This is a genomic window from Leclercia sp. TB492 (assembly GCF_049974505.2).
GTDB classification, from domain to species: Bacteria; Pseudomonadota; Gammaproteobacteria; order Enterobacterales; family Enterobacteriaceae; genus Enterobacter; species Enterobacter adecarboxylatus_C.
Map to the genome: position 1 here is coordinate 1,215,819 of NZ_CM127572.1, position 16,252 is coordinate 1,232,070.

The 16,252-nt window shown below is 56.4% G+C and carries 16 protein-coding genes; 6 read left to right on the forward strand and 10 right to left on the reverse strand.

The window, feature by feature from the left end; translation table 11 throughout:
* Positions 1 to 61: 61 nt before the first annotated feature.
* Complete coding sequence (mtnK, locus tag ACP4QI_RS05600) at positions 62 to 1,261, reverse strand: S-methyl-5-thioribose kinase (RefSeq protein ID WP_426495090.1); 1,200 nt, start codon at positions 1,259 to 1,261, stop codon at positions 62 to 64.
* A gap of 105 nt (positions 1,262 to 1,366) precedes the next feature.
* On the opposite strand from mtnK, the gene mtnA reads away from it, so the two are divergent.
* On the forward strand, positions 1,367 to 2,386 hold the full coding sequence (gene mtnA / locus ACP4QI_RS05605; protein ID WP_426495089.1) for an S-methyl-5-thioribose-1-phosphate isomerase: 1,020 nt from the start codon (positions 1,367 to 1,369) through the stop codon (positions 2,384 to 2,386).
* 102 nt (positions 2,387 to 2,488) lie between these two features.
* On the opposite strand, the gene ACP4QI_RS05610 is transcribed toward mtnA, so the two are convergent.
* Genes ACP4QI_RS05610 through ACP4QI_RS05620 form a run of 3 tightly spaced genes read right to left on the reverse strand, consistent with a single transcriptional unit; the run spans position 2,489 to position 4,328 of the window.
* Positions 2,489 to 3,031, reverse strand: a complete 543-nt coding sequence (locus ACP4QI_RS05610; protein WP_426495088.1) for a 1,2-dihydroxy-3-keto-5-methylthiopentene dioxygenase — start codon at positions 3,029 to 3,031, stop codon at positions 2,489 to 2,491.
* The gene (mtnC, locus tag ACP4QI_RS05615; protein WP_285128347.1) at positions 3,028 to 3,717 is read right to left on the reverse strand and encodes an acireductone synthase; all 690 of its coding nucleotides are present in this window, start codon (positions 3,715 to 3,717) and stop codon (positions 3,028 to 3,030) included. Before mtnC ends, ACP4QI_RS05610 begins: the two co-directional genes overlap by 4 nt.
* Positions 3,714 to 4,328 carry a methylthioribulose 1-phosphate dehydratase gene (locus ACP4QI_RS05620; RefSeq protein ID WP_426495087.1) on the reverse strand — a complete coding sequence of 205 codons (615 nt, stop codon included), beginning with the start codon at positions 4,326 to 4,328 and terminating at the stop codon, positions 3,714 to 3,716. Before ACP4QI_RS05620 ends, mtnC begins: the two co-directional genes overlap by 4 nt.
* Before the next feature lie 120 nt (positions 4,329 to 4,448).
* Between ACP4QI_RS05620 and ACP4QI_RS05625 the strand changes: the two genes are divergently transcribed.
* Positions 4,449 to 5,609 (forward strand): pyridoxal phosphate-dependent aminotransferase, encoded by a 1,161-nt coding sequence (locus ACP4QI_RS05625; RefSeq protein WP_426495086.1) that lies wholly within the window; start codon positions 4,449 to 4,451, stop codon positions 5,607 to 5,609.
* Positions 5,610 to 5,682: 73 nt separating this feature from the next.
* On the opposite strand, the gene citR is transcribed toward ACP4QI_RS05625, so the two are convergent.
* Both citR and dsbG read right to left on the reverse strand, forming a co-directional pair.
* Positions 5,683 to 6,597: a DNA-binding transcriptional repressor CitR gene (gene citR / locus ACP4QI_RS05630; RefSeq protein WP_285128344.1), complete on the reverse strand. Its 915-nt coding sequence runs from the start codon at positions 6,595 to 6,597 to the stop codon at positions 5,683 to 5,685.
* A 225-nt stretch (positions 6,598 to 6,822) separates the two neighbouring features.
* Positions 6,823 to 7,569, reverse strand: coding sequence for a thiol:disulfide interchange protein DsbG (gene dsbG / locus ACP4QI_RS05635; RefSeq protein ID WP_426495085.1), 747 nt, complete (start codon positions 7,567 to 7,569; stop codon positions 6,823 to 6,825).
* 356 nt (positions 7,570 to 7,925) lie between these two features.
* On the opposite strand from dsbG, the gene ahpC reads away from it, so the two are divergent.
* On the forward strand, positions 7,926 to 8,489 hold the full coding sequence (gene ahpC, locus ACP4QI_RS05640) for an alkyl hydroperoxide reductase subunit C (protein WP_032617008.1): 564 nt from the start codon (positions 7,926 to 7,928) through the stop codon (positions 8,487 to 8,489).
* A 189-nt stretch (positions 8,490 to 8,678) separates the two neighbouring features.
* A complete protein-coding gene (ahpF, locus tag ACP4QI_RS05645) occupies positions 8,679 to 10,244 on the forward strand; it encodes an alkyl hydroperoxide reductase subunit F (RefSeq protein ID WP_426495084.1) in 1,566 nt (521 codons plus the stop codon).
* A 56-nt stretch (positions 10,245 to 10,300) separates the two neighbouring features.
* On the opposite strand, the gene uspG is transcribed toward ahpF, so the two are convergent.
* Positions 10,301 to 10,729, reverse strand: a complete 429-nt coding sequence (uspG, locus tag ACP4QI_RS05650; protein ID WP_285128341.1) for a universal stress protein UspG — start codon at positions 10,727 to 10,729, stop codon at positions 10,301 to 10,303.
* 225 nt (positions 10,730 to 10,954) lie between these two features.
* On the opposite strand from uspG, the gene ACP4QI_RS05655 reads away from it, so the two are divergent.
* Positions 10,955 to 12,193, forward strand: coding sequence for a zinc-dependent alcohol dehydrogenase (locus ACP4QI_RS05655; RefSeq protein ID WP_156263186.1), 1,239 nt, complete (start codon positions 10,955 to 10,957; stop codon positions 12,191 to 12,193).
* 70 nt (positions 12,194 to 12,263) lie between these two features.
* Here ACP4QI_RS05655 and rnk read toward each other — a convergent pair whose 3' ends face one another.
* On the reverse strand, positions 12,264 to 12,674 hold the full coding sequence (rnk, locus tag ACP4QI_RS05660; RefSeq protein ID WP_142488653.1) for a nucleoside diphosphate kinase regulator: 411 nt from the start codon (positions 12,672 to 12,674) through the stop codon (positions 12,264 to 12,266).
* A 410-nt stretch (positions 12,675 to 13,084) separates the two neighbouring features.
* Between rnk and ACP4QI_RS05665 the strand changes: the two genes are divergently transcribed.
* A complete protein-coding gene (locus ACP4QI_RS05665) occupies positions 13,085 to 13,714 on the forward strand; it encodes a flavin reductase family protein (RefSeq protein ID WP_426495083.1) in 630 nt (209 codons plus the stop codon).
* On the opposite strand, the gene rna is transcribed toward ACP4QI_RS05665, so the two are convergent.
* Together rna and dcuC are read right to left on the reverse strand one after the other, a co-directional pair.
* Positions 13,708 to 14,517: a ribonuclease I gene (gene rna, locus ACP4QI_RS05670; protein ID WP_426495082.1), complete on the reverse strand. Its 810-nt coding sequence runs from the start codon at positions 14,515 to 14,517 to the stop codon at positions 13,708 to 13,710. The two genes, ACP4QI_RS05665 and rna, sit on opposite strands and share 7 nt — an antisense overlap.
* 88 nt (positions 14,518 to 14,605) lie before the next feature.
* Entirely contained in the window at positions 14,606 to 15,979 is a 1,374-nt protein-coding gene (dcuC, locus tag ACP4QI_RS05675; RefSeq protein WP_426495081.1) for an anaerobic C4-dicarboxylate transporter DcuC, read from the reverse strand.
* Positions 15,980 to 16,252: the final 273 nt, after the last annotated feature.

The window sequence follows — 16,252 nt, forward strand, 5'->3', positions numbered from 1 at the left end:
GGACCGGTTTTGTAGGCCGGGTAAGGCGAAGCCGCCACCCGGCAAACAGGTCGCACGCAACTTAACTGTACTGACGCACCCTTGCCACCAGTTCATCGACGCTGTCGATACGGTCGGCAATCACAATCAACGCCTTACCGAGGGTAATGGCGTGGCGCAGGCATTCGTGGCGCATCTCTTCATCGCGGATGGTATCGATATCCGCCACGTGCGACAGGCCCACGCTGCGGCGGATCAGTTCGGTGCCGCAGAAGCCAATCGCGTCCTGCCAGACCTTCTTCAGAAACGCGCTGGCATAGCCCGGCACGACGAGCGCCGCATCGCGGGATTTTTCCGCGGCCAGGGCCTGGAAACGTTCCGCGAAGGTGGTCCACAGCTGCTGGATATCGATCAGGCGCTGCTCGCGACCGGCCGCCGCATCGCGGATGCCGAGGTGGCCCGGCAGGCCGCAGAAGTTAAGCAGCAGGTTGCCGATCGCCGTGCCGATATCAAACCCAATCGGGCCGAAATAACCGAACTCCGCGTCAATCGCCTTCAGGCTGCCGTCGGCGACAAAAATTGAGCCGCTGTGGATGTCGCCGTGCAGCAGCGCTTCGGCCTGGGAGAAGAAGCGGTGTTTCAGGGCGGCGACGGCAATCTTCAGCTGATCGTCATTGCGCAGAGCGGCGACGTCGTTTTCCAGCGCCGCCGGGTAGTTATTCCGTTCGTTGATCTGGTACGGGTCGTTGAAGAACAGGTCTTCGGTGATCTCGCACATTTCCGGGTTGATGAACTGCGCCACCTGCGCTTTTTTGGCGTGCGGATGCAGGTAAAAATCGCTGGTGTGGAACAGGGCGTAGGCCAGATATTCCCCCAGCTGGCGTGCCGCCTGCGGGTAGTAAACGTTATTGATCAGCTCGCCGCGCCAGATCTTATGGCTGGAGAGATCCTCCATCACCATCACCGCCAGCTCAGGGTCAAAGTGGTGGATTTTCACCGTGTGCTGCGGGCTGTGCTGATAGTGCTCTACCAGGGTTTGCGCTTCGAGACGGGCGCGGTCCAGCGTCAGCGGCCAGGACTCTCCCACGCAGCGCACGTAGGGCAGGGCCTGCTTAACGATAATGCGGCTTACGCCTTCGCTGTCGAAAATTTTGAATACCAGATTGAGGTTGCCGTCGCCCACCTCCTGCGCCTCCACTAGTGACGATGGGTTTTCGAGGCCGCCAAACTGTTGGGCGTAGGCCACGGCGTCCTGAGCGGTAAAGGTACGGTATTGCGACATTGCCAGTTCCTCATCTGTTCCGGTAATAAAGACATTTAGACGTCTATACATCTGAATTTTATCCTGACACAATGTGCTACAACAACGCAACAGAGAATTAACGACATGCAGAGATTACAGACGACCAGCCTGCGGGTGACGGAAAATCAGCTATTTATTCTCGACCAACAGGGGCTTCCGCAGGAGAAACGCTGGCTGGATGCGTCCACGGTTGACGCCCTGGTGGGGCATATTCACGCCCTGCGCGTGCGGGGCGCGCCGCTGATTGGTCTCTCTGCCAGCCTGCTTTTGGCGTTGCTGGCGGAAAACGGCTATAGCCGGGATCAGCTGGCGGTAGCGCTGGAGACGCTGCGCGCCTCGCGCCCGACGGCGGTGAACCTGATGAACAATCTCGACCGTATGAAGCAGGCGCTGTGGCAGGAAGATTATGTCCCGGCGCTGGTGGCCGAGGCGCTGCGTCTGATCGACGAAGACAAGCGGCTCTGCGATGCCATCGCGCAGGCGGGAAGCCAGCTGGTGAAGCCGGGTAGCCGCCTGCTGACCCACTGCAATACCGGCGGGCTGGCGACGGCGGGTGTCGGCACCGCGTTGGGAGTGATTGCGCTTGCGCATCAGCAGGGCAACGTCAGCAACGTCTGGGTGGATGAGACCCGTCCGCTGTTACAGGGTGGCAGGCTGACGGCCTGGGAGTTGGGCGAGCTGGGCGTGCCGTATCAGCTTATCACTGATTCGATGGCCGCCAGCCTGATGGCCAAAGGCCAGGTGGACGCGGTGTGGGTGGGGGCAGACAGGATTGCCGCCAATGGCGATGTGGCGAATAAAATCGGCACCTACTCTCTGGCGGTGCTGGCGAAATTCCACGGCATTCCGTTTTATGTGGCGGCCCCGCAAACCACCCTCGATCCAGCGTGCCCGAACGGTGAGGCTATCCCGATTGAGCAGCGCGATCCCCGGGAAGTGACCGGCGTGGCGGGGAGCTTCGGGGCGGTGCAGTGGGCACCGACGGACGCGCAGGTCTATAACCCGGCGTTCGACGTCACGCCTGCGGCACTGATTAGCGGCTGGGTACTGGATAGCGGGGTGGTGACACCTGACGATGTGGCGAAGGGGTTTTTTGGACGATAGTGCGGCCTGAATGATGCCGGGTGGCGGCTTCGCCTTACCCGGCCTACAACATCGGGTTTGTAGGCCCGTGCAAGCGCAGCGCCGCCGGGCAGGGCGCGATGCCTAAGGCAATCGTGGATACGCATCCGCAATCGCATCACCGGTGAACTGCGCTACCCAGCCCTCCGGGTTATCGAAAATACGGATGGCGGTAAAGTTCGGCTCGGAGCCCATATCAAACCAGTGCGGCGTGCCGGCGGGAACGGAGATCAGATCGTTTTTCTCACACAACACCTGATAGACCTGGTCATCAATGTGCAGGCAGAACAGCCCGGCACCTTCGACAAAGAAACGTACTTCGTCTTCGCCGTGCGTGTGTTCGTTAAGAAACTTCGCGCGCAGGGCCTCTTTTTGTGGATTATCCGCGCGCAGGCTGATCACGTCCCAGCTCTGGTATCCCTTTTCCGCTACCAGCCTGTCGATGGCGTGCTGATAGGCATTAATTACTGCATCGGGAGCCGGGTCGCGGCCTAAGTCGCGGTCGGCTTCCCAGCGCTCAAAGCGGACGCCACGGGCGTTCAGCTGCTGCTGAATCGCCTCAGGGTCGGTGCTGTGCCACTGCGGCTCGCGGGCTTCTTTATCGGAAAAAATGGTCAATGCGCTCATGAAGGGATCTGCTCCGGATTGATGTCGTCGAACTGGTGCACCTGATGATGATGGCTGGCGCCGTCTTCGTCGCCGCGAATCAGCTGCAGGGTGCGAAAACCCGCCTGTTCCGCGGCGTCCAGCTCCTGATGAATATCCGACAGGAACAGGATCTGCGAGGGGGCTGCGCCAATCTGTGCCGCAATATTCTGATAAGACTGCACATCGCGCTTGGCGCCAATATGGGTATCAAAATAGCCGCTGAACAGATGAGTAATATCACCTTCGTCGCTGTAGCCAAATAACAGTTTTTGCGCCGCCACGGAGCCTGATGAATAAACATATAAATCAATACCCTGCGACTTCCATTTTTCCAGCGAAGGCAGAACATCCGGGTAGAGATGACCGGTAAAGTCGCCGTTGACGTAGCCATCCTGCCAGATGATCCCCTGCAGCGCTTTCAGGGCGGTTGATTTGCGGTCTTCGTCCATAAAGGCGAACAGGGTGTCGATCAGGTCGCGGGTGCTGGCCTGCGGCTCGGCAATCTCTTCACGCAGATTGTCCAGAATGGTGTTGACCGGTTCAGCATACTGCTGGGCGGTGACAAAGGCCGCCAGCCGCTCGCGCGCGTAGGGGAACAGGACATTATGGACAAAACGAATATCGCTGGTGGTGCCTTCAATATCCGTCACAATCGCGCGAATCATACTCTCTCCAGTTGTCGTAAACGCATCTCGCACTCGAACAAAAATTCGAGGCCTTCAAGGTGACGCCGGGCCTCTGCCACGTTGCGTCCCCAGCAGGTTAAGCCATGACCGCGCAGAAGAAAACCATAATTAAGCGGACGTTCCTGCGCGTAATGGGCGATTCGGGAGGCCAGGGCGTCGATGTCCTGGTCGTTGTCGAACACGGCGATCGGCACGGTATCAAGATGGCTGGTCTGGCCGCTGAGGGATTTCTGCATCTCAAAGCCGCTGATATGTAGCTCCGGCGCTTTGACCAGTCGCGACAGCACCGTGGCGTTGACGGTGTGGACATGCAGCACCGCGTTGGCCTCCGGGAAGAGGCGATAGACCAGGGTATGCAGGCCGGTTTCCGCCGAAGGTTTCCGCCCGGAGGGGGCGCGGTTGGTGGCAATCTCAACCTGCAGGAAGTCATCGGGGGTCAGGCTGCCTTTGTCTTTGCCGGATTCGCTGAGCCAGCACCAGCTGGCGTCCTGACGCACGGACATGTTGCCGCCGGTGGCGGAGGCCCAGCCCTTTGCGCCGATCCAGTGACAGGCCTCGACCAGGGATGTGAGTTGCAGGTTGTCTGTCATCCTTCTTACCTCTTCGGCAGGAATATCATTATGGTTTAGACGTCTAAGCGTCTTGATTGCCAAATACTAACATCGTGTTATAGTGGCAGCAACATATGTATTACATACAGGCCCATCCAAATGAGCAATAAACCATTGATTCCACAGAGTAAACTTCCAGGTCTCGGCACCACCATCTTTACGCAGATGAGTGCCCTGGCGCAGCAGCACAAGGCGATTAACCTGTCGCAGGGTTTTCCTGATTTCGATGGTCCGGACTATCTACAACAGCGGCTGGCTCACCATGTGGCGAACGGCGCTAACCAGTACGCGCCTATGACCGGGGCCCAGCCGCTGCGCGAGGCGATTGCCGATAAAACCGCCGAACTGTATGGCTATCAACCGGATGCAAACAGTGAGATCACCGTGACCGCAGGGGCGACCGAAGCGCTGTACGCGGCGATCACCGCCCTGGTACGGACCGGCGATGAGGTGATCTGCTTTGACCCGAGCTACGACAGCTATGCCCCGGCGATTGAGTTGTCGGGGGGCGTGGTAAAGCGCGTGGCGCTACAGCCGCCGCATTTCCGTCCGGACTGGCCGGCCTTTGCGGCGCTGCTGAGCGATAAAACCCGGCTGGTGATCCTCAATACCCCGCATAACCCGTCGGCAACGGTATGGCAGCAGGCGGATTTCGCCGCCCTCTGGCAGGCCATTGCCGACCGTGAAATCTATGTCCTGAGCGATGAGGTATACGAGCACATCTGCTTCGCCGCAGCGGGCCACGCCAGCGTGCTGGCCCATCCACAGCTGCGCCAGCGGGCGATAGCCGTCTCCTCGTTTGGCAAAACTTTCCACATGACCGGCTGGAAAGTGGGGTACTGCGTGGCGCCAGCGGCCATCAGCGCCGAGCTGCGCAAGGTGCACCAGTATCTGACCTTCGCAGTCAACACCCCGGCTCAGCTGGCGATTGCCGATATGCTGCGCAATCAGCCGGAACATTACCGTGAGCTGCCGGACTTCTATCGCGCGCGCCGGGATCTGTTTATCGACGCGCTGAGCGCCAGTCGGCTGGAGATTTTGCCCTGCGAAGGCACCTATTTCCTGCTGGCGGACTACAGCGCCATTTCCGATCTGGATGATGTCAGTTTTTGCCAGTGGTTGACCAAAGAGGTGGGGGTAGCGGCCATTCCGCTGTCGGTATTCTGTGCCGATCCGTTCCCGCATAAGCTTATTCGACTCTGCTTTGCGAAACAGGAGAGCACGCTGCTGGCGGCGGCGGAACGTCTGAACGGGATATAGCCTCAGGCTGAAGCATTAAGGTTAATAATGCCGGGGAGAAACACGCCGGCATTCATATCGTTATATACCCCGATTATTCATACTCGAAGTTAGCTTCGCTGGCGTGTGTGATAAAGGTGGCGAATGCTGTGCTGTTTAAGGCGGCGCGGTTATATGACATATACATTTTTGCCACAGGTAAATTTAAAGGGGTATCCACTTTTTTCAGTTTAAAGGCCTCAGCGTAATTCCTGTAAATCAACTCGGGAACGAATCCCAGCAGATTAGATGCGCCGATCATATTTATAATTGAAAAGAATGAGTCGCAGCGAAAGCCGATTTTTCGTTGCGGCAATAATTCATCTAATTGCGTCTGGAATGACTTTATTCCGGGCTCACGACTCATATACAGAGTGAATTTTTCTTCATTCATGATCTCCAGGGTAGCTGAATCGCCTATCCGTGGATGATCTTTACGGCACACCATGACGATCGGCAAATCCAGATAATGATTGCAAATAATGGAGCGATTGCTTACCGGCGCCAATGAAAAAACAATATCCGCACGTCGATAGGTCAGTAAATCTTCCGCAGAATCACTCGTAATCATGATGTCATGGAACTCGATTTCATAGTTGAGTTCCCGAATCAGGTGCTTCATCGGCGCGATCATGTTGATGGGCGTCAGAACCTGCGGGCAGTAGATCACCAGGTTCTTTTTCAGCGCCGAGCCATGCATGATGTTGATCGTTTGCTCGATCTGGTTCAGGTTCTGTTCCAGATGCTTATGTAAATTAATGCCGACCGTGGTCGGGGATATGCCCTTACCAGAACGAATAAAAAGAGGGTCGTTCAGTTGGTTACGTAACCGTTGCAGCGACTGGCTTACCGCAGAAGGGGTAATAAATAACGTCTCTGCTGCCTTGCTGATACTGAGATGCTGGTAAATGCACTCAAAAATGACCAGCAGATTGAGGTCAAACTTTTTCAGATCGTAGAGATTAGCCATAATTCTTCCTGATTAGCTGTCTGAATACCGTTATCACATACAGGATAACTATAGAAGTAAGTTAGCCATTCACCATCCATTTGATCGGCTAACTTAACTGATTTTAAATTTCAGCTTAATATATCATGGCTGTAGATTAATGAAATAAACGCTCAGTACTTAATATAATAATTTTATCCTCAAAAAGGCGGGCGAAATTGTTGCTATTCCGCCGCCAGTCAGGTATTACGGTTCGCCCATCATCATATTAAGTTGTTCTTTATCCGGTAATCCGACAACCTGCTGTAATTCGTTCTGGTTATTCATGTAATACAGCGCGGGAGTGGCCGCTGCGCCAAGATCGTCCATAATCAATTGATGATCTTTCAACGTCTTAACCAGAGCCGGGTCTGGGGTTTGCGCGACAGTGAGCGCCATTTTGCCGCCGGATTGTTCATAATCATGCCAGCTTTTAGCCGGATCCTTCGCTGCAAGGATGGCCGCTGCGGCGCCGGTGCTTTCTGGCTTGATGACCCCCACCAGCAATGTGCGTAACTGCACCTTGCCTGATTCGACCCACGGACGCGCCTGCTGCCAGAATTGCAGGCAGTAAGGGCAGTACGGATCGGCGAAGACATAGATCACCCGCGGAGCGTCTTTGCTGCCCTCAAGCAGCCACTGGGCCTTCTCCATACGTTGCCACAGTTCACGTCCGGCAGGGGCATATAGCTCTTTCTGGAGCACCTGCTCGCTCAGGTTTTTACCTTGCTCATCATACATATACCCGGAGATGGCATGTTTTCCGTCCGGCGTCAGGTAGATGGTGACCCCCATATCCTGATACTTGCCCAGCCAGCCCTTCATCCCGCTGGGTGCCTCGAAGGATTTGATAATGGTGATACCTTGTTTTTCAACGGCTTTAACCGGGGCGGGCAACTCTTCGGCATGGGCGAGGAGGGGAAGCAAGGCGAGGAGCAGGGCGGGTCTTAACATAATGAATCCTTATAAAATCAATGGCAAAGAGCGGGTTCGGTAAAACCTATCACAATCATAGGTATTATTACCCTGTCAGCCAATTGCCCTTTCGTTGGGTGGGTGGTGTAATCCACTTCGCTGTTACGACCTTGCTAAAGGTAATGTAGAGCGCAACGCATCGCCAGCTTCGGCTGGCACTGATGTTACCCTCGGGTAGCTCAGGTATCAGGGCCGCCGTCAAGGCGGCCTTTTTACTTTGCAGCATCCAACCGGGTTGTTAGGTATTGCTGATTGATTTGATAAAGCAAACGCATTAGCCCGTTCGGGCAAAGTTGGTTACCTTAGCTCTCAACGAAAACACGGAGGAAGTACAGATGTCTTTAATTAACACCAAAATCAAACCTTTCAAAAACCAGGCGTTCAAAAACGGCGACTTCGTAGAGATCACCGAGAAAGATACCGAAGGCCGCTGGAGCGTGTTCTTCTTCTACCCGGCTGACTTTACTTTCGTCTGCCCGACCGAACTGGGTGACGTTGCAGATCACTACGAAGAACTGCAGAAGCTGGGCGTAGACGTTTACTCTGTCTCTACCGACACCCACTTCACCCACAAAGCGTGGCACAGCAGCTCTGAAACCATCGCTAAAATCAAATACGCGATGATCGGTGACCCGACTGGCGCCCTGACCCGTAACTTTGAAAACATGCGTGAAGACGAAGGTCTGGCCGACCGCGGCACCTTTATCGTTGACCCGCAGGGCATCATCCAGGCCATCGAAGTTACCGCTGAAGGTATTGGCCGTGACGCATCCGACCTGCTGCGCAAAATCAAAGCGGCACAGTATGTTGCTTCTCACCCAGGCGAAGTGTGCCCGGCGAAATGGAAAGAAGGCGACGCGACTCTGGCTCCATCTCTGGACCTGGTTGGTAAAATTTAAGTCCACAATGCCCGGCGGCGCTGCGCTTGCACGGGCCTACAACACCGTAGGCCGGGTAAACGAAGTGCCACCCGGCAATCAATGGGCGCATCTGCGCCCATTTCATTCCAACACCATGATGCAAGTTGCATTCAGGCAGCCCGGATAAGGCCGCTTGCATGATGATGTTTTTTAAGCAGGAGATGAATAATGCTCGACACAAATATGAAAACCCAGCTCAAAGCCTACCTTGAGAAGCTGACCAAACCTGTTGAGCTGATTGCCACGCTGGACGACAGCGCTAAATCGGCAGAAATCAAGGAACTGCTGGCGGAAATCGCCGAACTGTCTGCGAAAGTAACCTTTAAAGAAGATAACAGCCTGCCAGTGCGTAAGCCGTCCTTCCTGATCACCAACCCAGGCTCCACCCAGGGTCCGCGCTTTGCCGGCTCCCCGCTGGGACATGAATTTACCTCACTGGTGCTGGCGCTGCTGTGGACCGGTGGTCATCCGTCGAAAGAGGCCCAGGAAATGCTTGCGCAGATCCGCGATCTCGACGGTGATTTTGAATTTGAAACCTACTACTCGCTGTCCTGCCACAACTGCCCGGACGTGGTGCAGGCCCTGAACCTGATGGCGGTGCTGAACCCGCGCATCAAACATACCGCGATTGACGGCGGCGTGTTCCAGAACGAAATCACCGATCGCAACGTGATGGGCGTTCCGGCGGTCTTTGTGAACGGGAAAGAGTTTGGTCAGGGTCGTATGACGCTGGCAGAAATCGTTGCCAAAGTGGATACCGGCGCTGAAAAACGCGCGGCGGAAGCGCTGAACAAGCGCGACGCGTACGACGTGCTGATTGTGGGCTCCGGCCCGGCGGGTGCGGCGGCTGCGGTTTACTCCGCCCGTAAAGGCATTCGTACCGGTCTGATGGGCGAACGCTTTGGTGGCCAGGTGCTGGATACCGTAGATATTGAAAACTATATCTCCGTGCCGAAAACCGAAGGTCAGAAACTGGCGGGTGCCCTCAAAGCGCACGTCAGCGAATATGAAGTGGATGTGATCGACAGCCAGAGCGCCAGCAAACTGGTGCCTGCGGCGCAGGAAGGTGGCTTCCATGAGATTGAAACAGCCTCTGGCGCAGTGCTGAAAGCTCGCAGCATCATCATTGCGACCGGGGCCAAATGGCGCAACATGAACGTGCCTGGCGAAGATCAGTATCGTACTAAAGGGGTGACCTACTGCCCACACTGTGACGGCCCGCTGTTTAAAGGCAAGCGCGTCGCGGTGATCGGCGGCGGCAACTCCGGTGTGGAAGCTGCCATTGACCTCGCCGGTATCGTTGAGCACGTCACGCTGCTGGAGTTCGCACCAGAGATGAAGGCCGATCAGGTGCTACAGGATAAAGTCCGTAGCCTGAAAAACGTCGATATCATCCTGAACGCCCAGACTACCGAAGTGAAGGGCGACGGCAGCAAAGTGACCGGTCTTGAATACCGTGACCGCGTGAGCGGGGATGTGCACAGCGTAGCGCTTGCCGGGATCTTCGTGCAGATTGGTCTGCTGCCAAACACTACCTGGCTGGAAGGCGCGATTGAGCGCAACCGCATGGGCGAGATCATCATCGACGCCAAATGTGAAACCAGCGTGAAGGGCGTATTTGCGGCGGGCGACTGCACCACCGTGCCGTACAAACAGATCATCATCGCCACCGGCGAAGGGGCGAAGGCCTCCCTGAGCGCCTTTGATCATCTGATTCGGACCAAAACAGCATAAGAACGTAAGACTACACCTGCAAAGTAAAGAGGCTACCTGACGGTAGCCTCTTTTTTTTACCTTACCACCAGCACCGGTATGTTGGCGTGGCCTACCACACTGGAGGCGTTCGAGCCCAGCAGGTGGGTGGAGATCGACGGGTTGCGCGACCCGATCACCACGATATCGGCTTTCAGTTCGCTGGCCACCTCATTCACCACGTCGCGCACATTACCAAAGCAGACATGGGTTTTGATCCGCGACGGGTCGATGCTGAAATGGCTGACCATCGTCTTCAGGCGGGTGTGCGCCTCCTGTTCGATATGCTCCTCGAAGCGGCGCATATCTGCGGCGAAGCGATGCAGCCCAAAAGTGGACGAGCCTGGTAAAACGTGCAGTAAGTGAATAATGCCATCCTGCTGCGCCAGGAATTCAGCGTGGCGAATCGCCTTGTCGCTCAACTCCATCTCAAAAACATCCACCGGCATAATAATCGTCTGGTACATAACCGTTTCTCCCTGTGTATTTACGCGTAATCCATTCAAACACAAAATATAATCAGATTCTGATAGCTCGCTGACACTTTTTAATATCGCCCCGCTTGTTGGCGTTTTGCCGTGCCGCTTTGATGCCAGGATTAATCCCAAAGCCGTGCAATTTCCCGGTATATCCCCGCTGATGGCTACCCTTTTAAGGTAAACCCGCATTTTTTCTCTGAATCCGGAGGTCGAATGAAAGCATTGACGTATCACGGACCACATAACGTTAAGGTTGAAACGGTACCCGATCCGGCCATTGAGCAAGCTGACGATATTATTCTGCGCATCACCGCCACCGCGATCTGCGGTTCTGATTTGCATCTCTACCACGGGAAAATACCTAAGGTAGAACATGGCGATATCTTCGGTCATGAGTTTATGGGTGAAGTGGTGGAGACCGGGCGAGACGTGAAAAATCTCACCAAGGGCGATCGGGTGGTGATCCCCTTTGTCATTGCCTGCGGCGATTGCTTTTTCTGCCGTATGCAGCAGTACGCCGCCTGTGAAAATAGCAACAGCGGCCAGGGCGCAGCGCTGAACAAAAAACAGATCCCGCCTCCGGCTGCGCTCTTCGGCTACAGCCATCTCTATGGCGGTGTACCCGGCGGCCAGGCGGAATACGTTCGCGTGCCAAAAGGCAACGTCGGCCCCTTTAAGGTGCCGCCGCTGCTGTCGGATGATAAGGCCCTGTTCCTCTCGGACATCCTGCCCACCGCCTGGCAGGCCGCCAAAAATGCCCAGATTACTCAGGGCAGCAGCGTTGCGGTGTTCGGGGCCGGGCCGGTGGGGCTCCTGACCGTCGCCTGCGCGCGTTACCTCGGCGCCGAGCAGATTTTTATTGTCGATCATCACGACTACCGGCTGCGTTTTGCTCAGGATCGCTACGGCGCGATCCCCATTAACTTTGACCGCGACGACGATGCCGCAGAAAAAATCATCGAGCAGACCCGGGGCCAGCGCGGGGTGGATGCGGTCATTGATGCGGTCGGCTTTGAGGCCAAAGGGAGCACAACTGAAACCGTGCTGACCAACCTCAAGCTTGAAGGCAGCAGCGGTAAAGCACTGCGGCAGTGTATCGCCGCGGTACGGCGCGGGGGGATCGTCAGCGTGCCGGGCGTCTATGCCGGCTTTATTCACGGTTTCCTGTTTGGCGACGCTTTCGACAAAGGGCTCACCTTTAAAATGGGGCAGACCAACGTTCACGCCTGGCTGGGGGAACTGTTGCCGCTGATCGAGCAGGGACTGATCACGCCGGAAGAGATCGTCACCCACTATATGCCGTTTGAAGAGGCGGCCCGCGGCTACGAGATCTTTGATAAACGTCAGGAAGATTGCCGGAAGATCATTCTGGTGCCCGGGGCACAAAGTGCGGAAGTGGCAAAAGAGCGGGTTACCGGGCTGGTCAACCCTATGCCGGGCGGCGTTATCTGATAGCGAGGGGCGGAAAGAGGATGCCCTGGCATCCTCTGGGCAAAGCGGGTTAACGCTTGTTCAGATGGGATCAGCGCAGGTATTCGCCCGCGGCTTCAGGCTGCCAGATAAGTTCCAGCACCTCCAGATGCGTGGCGGTACCGCCTGGCAGTTCCCAGTGGATGGTATCGCCGGTACGCAGGCCGATGAGTGCTGCGCCCACCGGGGCCAGGACCGACAGCTGCGTGCTGCTGTCGGTCATCTGCGCCGGATAGACCAGCGTGCGGGTGCGGACTTCCCCGGTAGCCAGATCGCGAAACTTCACCTGACTGTTCATGGTCACCACGTCAGCGGGCATGTCCTGCGGAGCGCACATCTGCGCGCGATCCAGTTCGTCGTTCAAAGCGCTGGCGACGGGCAGCGAGGCAAAAGCCGGTTGCTCCAGCAGGCGGTCGATACGCTCAGCATCGAGTTCGTTAATGATGATTGTGGGTCTGGACATTATTTACTCCATGTCGTTCATGCTGCGACAACCGCAGAAGAGATGCCAAAAGAAAACCCTCGCCATCCGGTAGCGAGGGTTTAACTCTGTCTGATAATACTGAGTCTGTGCCCCGGTTTGAAGTGATGCTTGTCACATTCATGGTGTGGATGTAGTCCGCAAGCGTCAACTGGGTCGTTAGTATGAAATTTAGCCAAAAAAGGTGATCCTTCGCCAATTTGGATTATCCTTCTAAGGCGCAGGTTATGTAGCGTGACACACCCATAACAGCAGAACAACGAAGACTGTAGCACTAAATTCAGTCTTACTTTTCTACGGATTGCGTTACGCTGATCCCCTTGGGGCAGGGGGATGAGCGAAGCGTAATCCGTGCCTGCCGGTCTTTATTCCCGAATTTCCCAGAGAGCACTATGTACTTTTATCAACCTTCCCAGGGACACGGCCTGCCGCACGACCCGTTGAATGCCATTGTTGGTCCACGCCCGATTGGCTGGATTGCCTCCTGTGATGCTGAAGGACGCCCCAATCTGGCGCCGTATAGCTTCTTCAACTGCTTTAACTACCATCCGCCGATCATCGGCTTTGCCAGCAGCGGCTGGAAGGACAGCGTGCGCAATATCGTCGAGACCGGGGAGTTTGTTTGGAATCTCACCACTCGCGAACTGGCCAGCGCCATGAATGAAACCTCCGCCAGCCTGCCGCACGGCGAGGATGAGTTTTTACGTGCCGGGCTGACCAAAGCGGAAAGTCGGGTAGTGAAGGTGCCGCGGGTTGCCGAAAGCCCGGTCAACTTTGAATGCCGCCTGTCGCAGTGCATCCAGCTGACGGCGGCAAACGGGGCAGAGATCGACACCTGGCTGGTACTGGGGGAAGTGGTTGGGATCCACATTGATGAAAGCCTGCTGCATGACGGCATCTATCAGACGGCAAAAGCGCAGCCGGTGCTGCGCGCCGGTGGCCCGACGGCGTACTTCGCCATCGCTGAGGATCAGCGTTTTGACCTGGTACGCCCGGACGCCAGAAAAGCGAGCGGTCAGTAACCGATTTTGTCGATCACAAACTGCTTGCCGCAGTTACCCGGGTGCGGCTGGGCAATAAATGAGGCGGTCGTCAGCGGGGCGTTGATGTTGGCGGCGGTCAGCGTGAGCTGCACTTCGGTGAGCCAGGCCGGGTTACCGCTGCAGCTGAGCTTGACGGCTTTGACCGTCTGCGGGCCCCAGCTTTTAGCCACCGCGGCGTCGAACGCGCTGCGGGTGACGGTTTTACCGTAGTTATCTGCCAGGAACTGCCCAAGCCCGCTGGCTTTCACCTCCTGATTCATGCGCACCATGGTGCCGAAGTACGCATCAGGATCGAAGCCGAAGCAGACGCCGTGTTTGGCATATTCGTAACGCTCCAGACAGGAGTTACCGCCTGCGCCAGGCATTACCTCATTCAGCTTTGCGGCCCCCGTCAGCGATAATCCGGTTTCGGCGGCGTCACATTTACGGCTAGCTTTAGCCTCCGGCATATTGGGGATCGGGCGAGTGGCGCAGCCATAGCGCATCCAGCGGCGATCGTCGACCCCGCGTGCGGCGATAGATTTAGGTAAGCCCGGCCACAGGCCATGAACGGTGAGGATCGTTGTTTTATCGTCACGCTCTTTTTGCAGGCGACACTCGTCGGGCGCGGCGCGATTGCGGTCATGCAGGCTCTGGCAAAAGCCGGATTGCCAGGAGAGCGCCAGCACGTAGCGATCAAAGTCCGCGTATTGTGTCGCCTGAAGCGGGGCTGCCCGCGCCGGAAGAGCGCATAGTACTGCAGCGGTTGCGCTGATAGCGAAAACGAAATCCTTTCTGAACATGTCAATTCCTGGTGGTTGGAAGCAGGGCGTTGCTGGGAATGATTAAAGCACAAAAAGCGCCCGCAGGCGCTTTATGCTGTGAGGGGTATTAACCGATGGCGGTGCCAGGCACCAGCACTTCCGTAGCGATAATCACAATGACCAGGCCGACAAGGACCGGAACGGAGGTCCGTTTTACCACTTCGAAAGGCGAGATTTTCGCCATCCCGGCAACAGCCACCACCACGCCGGAGACCGGAGAGATGGTGCGGCCCAGGTTAGAAGCCTGCAGCATCGGGATGGTGAGGTAGGCCGGGTTAATCCCGGAGGAGTGCGCCAGTTTCGGGATCATCTCCACGAAGGCATAGAAAGGGGCATTACCGGAGCCGGTAGTCATCGCCGCCAGCATGGTCAGCACCACCAGTACCATCATCAGGATAATGCTCGCCGAGCCAAACGAGGTGGCGATGGAGATCAGGCTCTGGATAAAGCCAATGGTGCTCAGCCCCTGGGCAAAGACCCCGGCCGCGACCAGCAGCATTACCACGCCGGCGAAGGCATCCGCCATGCCGCGATACGCCACTTCCAGACCGCTAAACACCTTCTGGGTATTGAAGCCGCGCACAAATTCCAGTACTGCCGCCAGCAGCATGCAGATCACCAGAATGGTGATGATATGCAGCTCCGGCCCCCATTTACCGTCGAAAATCAGCACGCCGACGATCGGCGTAAACGGCAGGATGGCGTAGAACGACGGAGCCGTGGTGGTGATTTCGCTGACGTCGAGTCTTTCGTGAGAGATGTTCTCTTTTTTGTCGAGGTAGCGCTGCCAGAAGAAGTGCGCGATTGCCATGCCGATAATGGCGGCGATAGAGATCGGCAGGGTGGTTTTAAAGGCGAAGTCGATCAGCGGCATCTCGGCGGCTTTGGCGGCCAGCACCACGTCGCCGGAGGTCGGAGAGAGAATAATCGCTGCCGGGGAGGCACAGATAGCCGCCGCCGCGCCGCGGCTGATCCCCACGTTGACCATCACCGGGAACAGCGTAGCCATCAGCAACACGCCCAGGCCGGTTGCCGAGGAGACGGCCAGCGACATCAGACAGGCAACGAAATAGGCGGCGATCATCAGCAGGTATGGGGAGTTAATATAGCTCAGCGGCTTCGAGGCCAGCTTAACCACCATATCGTTGGCGCCGATGTGGGTCATGTAGGCGGCAAACCCACACAGCATCATGATCATCATCCCGAGGTCGCCACCGCGACTCATCAGCAGGATTTTGATGTATTCGACGATGTCGGTAGCGGTGTAACCGGTGCTGGTGGCGCTGGACGGCAGCACCTTATGGCCCATCAGGGCGCTGACGATCAGCAGGATAAGGCCGCCGACAAACAGCACTCCGGTGGCGGAGTAGCCTTTGATGATGTAGCGCGCGACGCCGACAATGACGACCACCCCGATCAGGAGCTCGATAAACGTTAGCATGGATCCCTCAGTTCCCGACGCCCCAGAGCGAAAGGAGAAATTAGCAATGAAATTAAGGTGACAAAATGTGCCGAAATAATGGACCGGCCTCGCTGACCAAAATCAATAAAACGACTACTAAAGAGGTATCCAGGCCGATTTTGCTGCTGTTGTAGCGCTAATGGGGGCGTGTTGGTCCTGTCCTGGGTCCAGGACTGTAATAACCTTACAAAAAGTAAATAAATTTAAAACGGCTTTTATCTCAGCAATATCCCTGCGTATACTCGGGTCTCT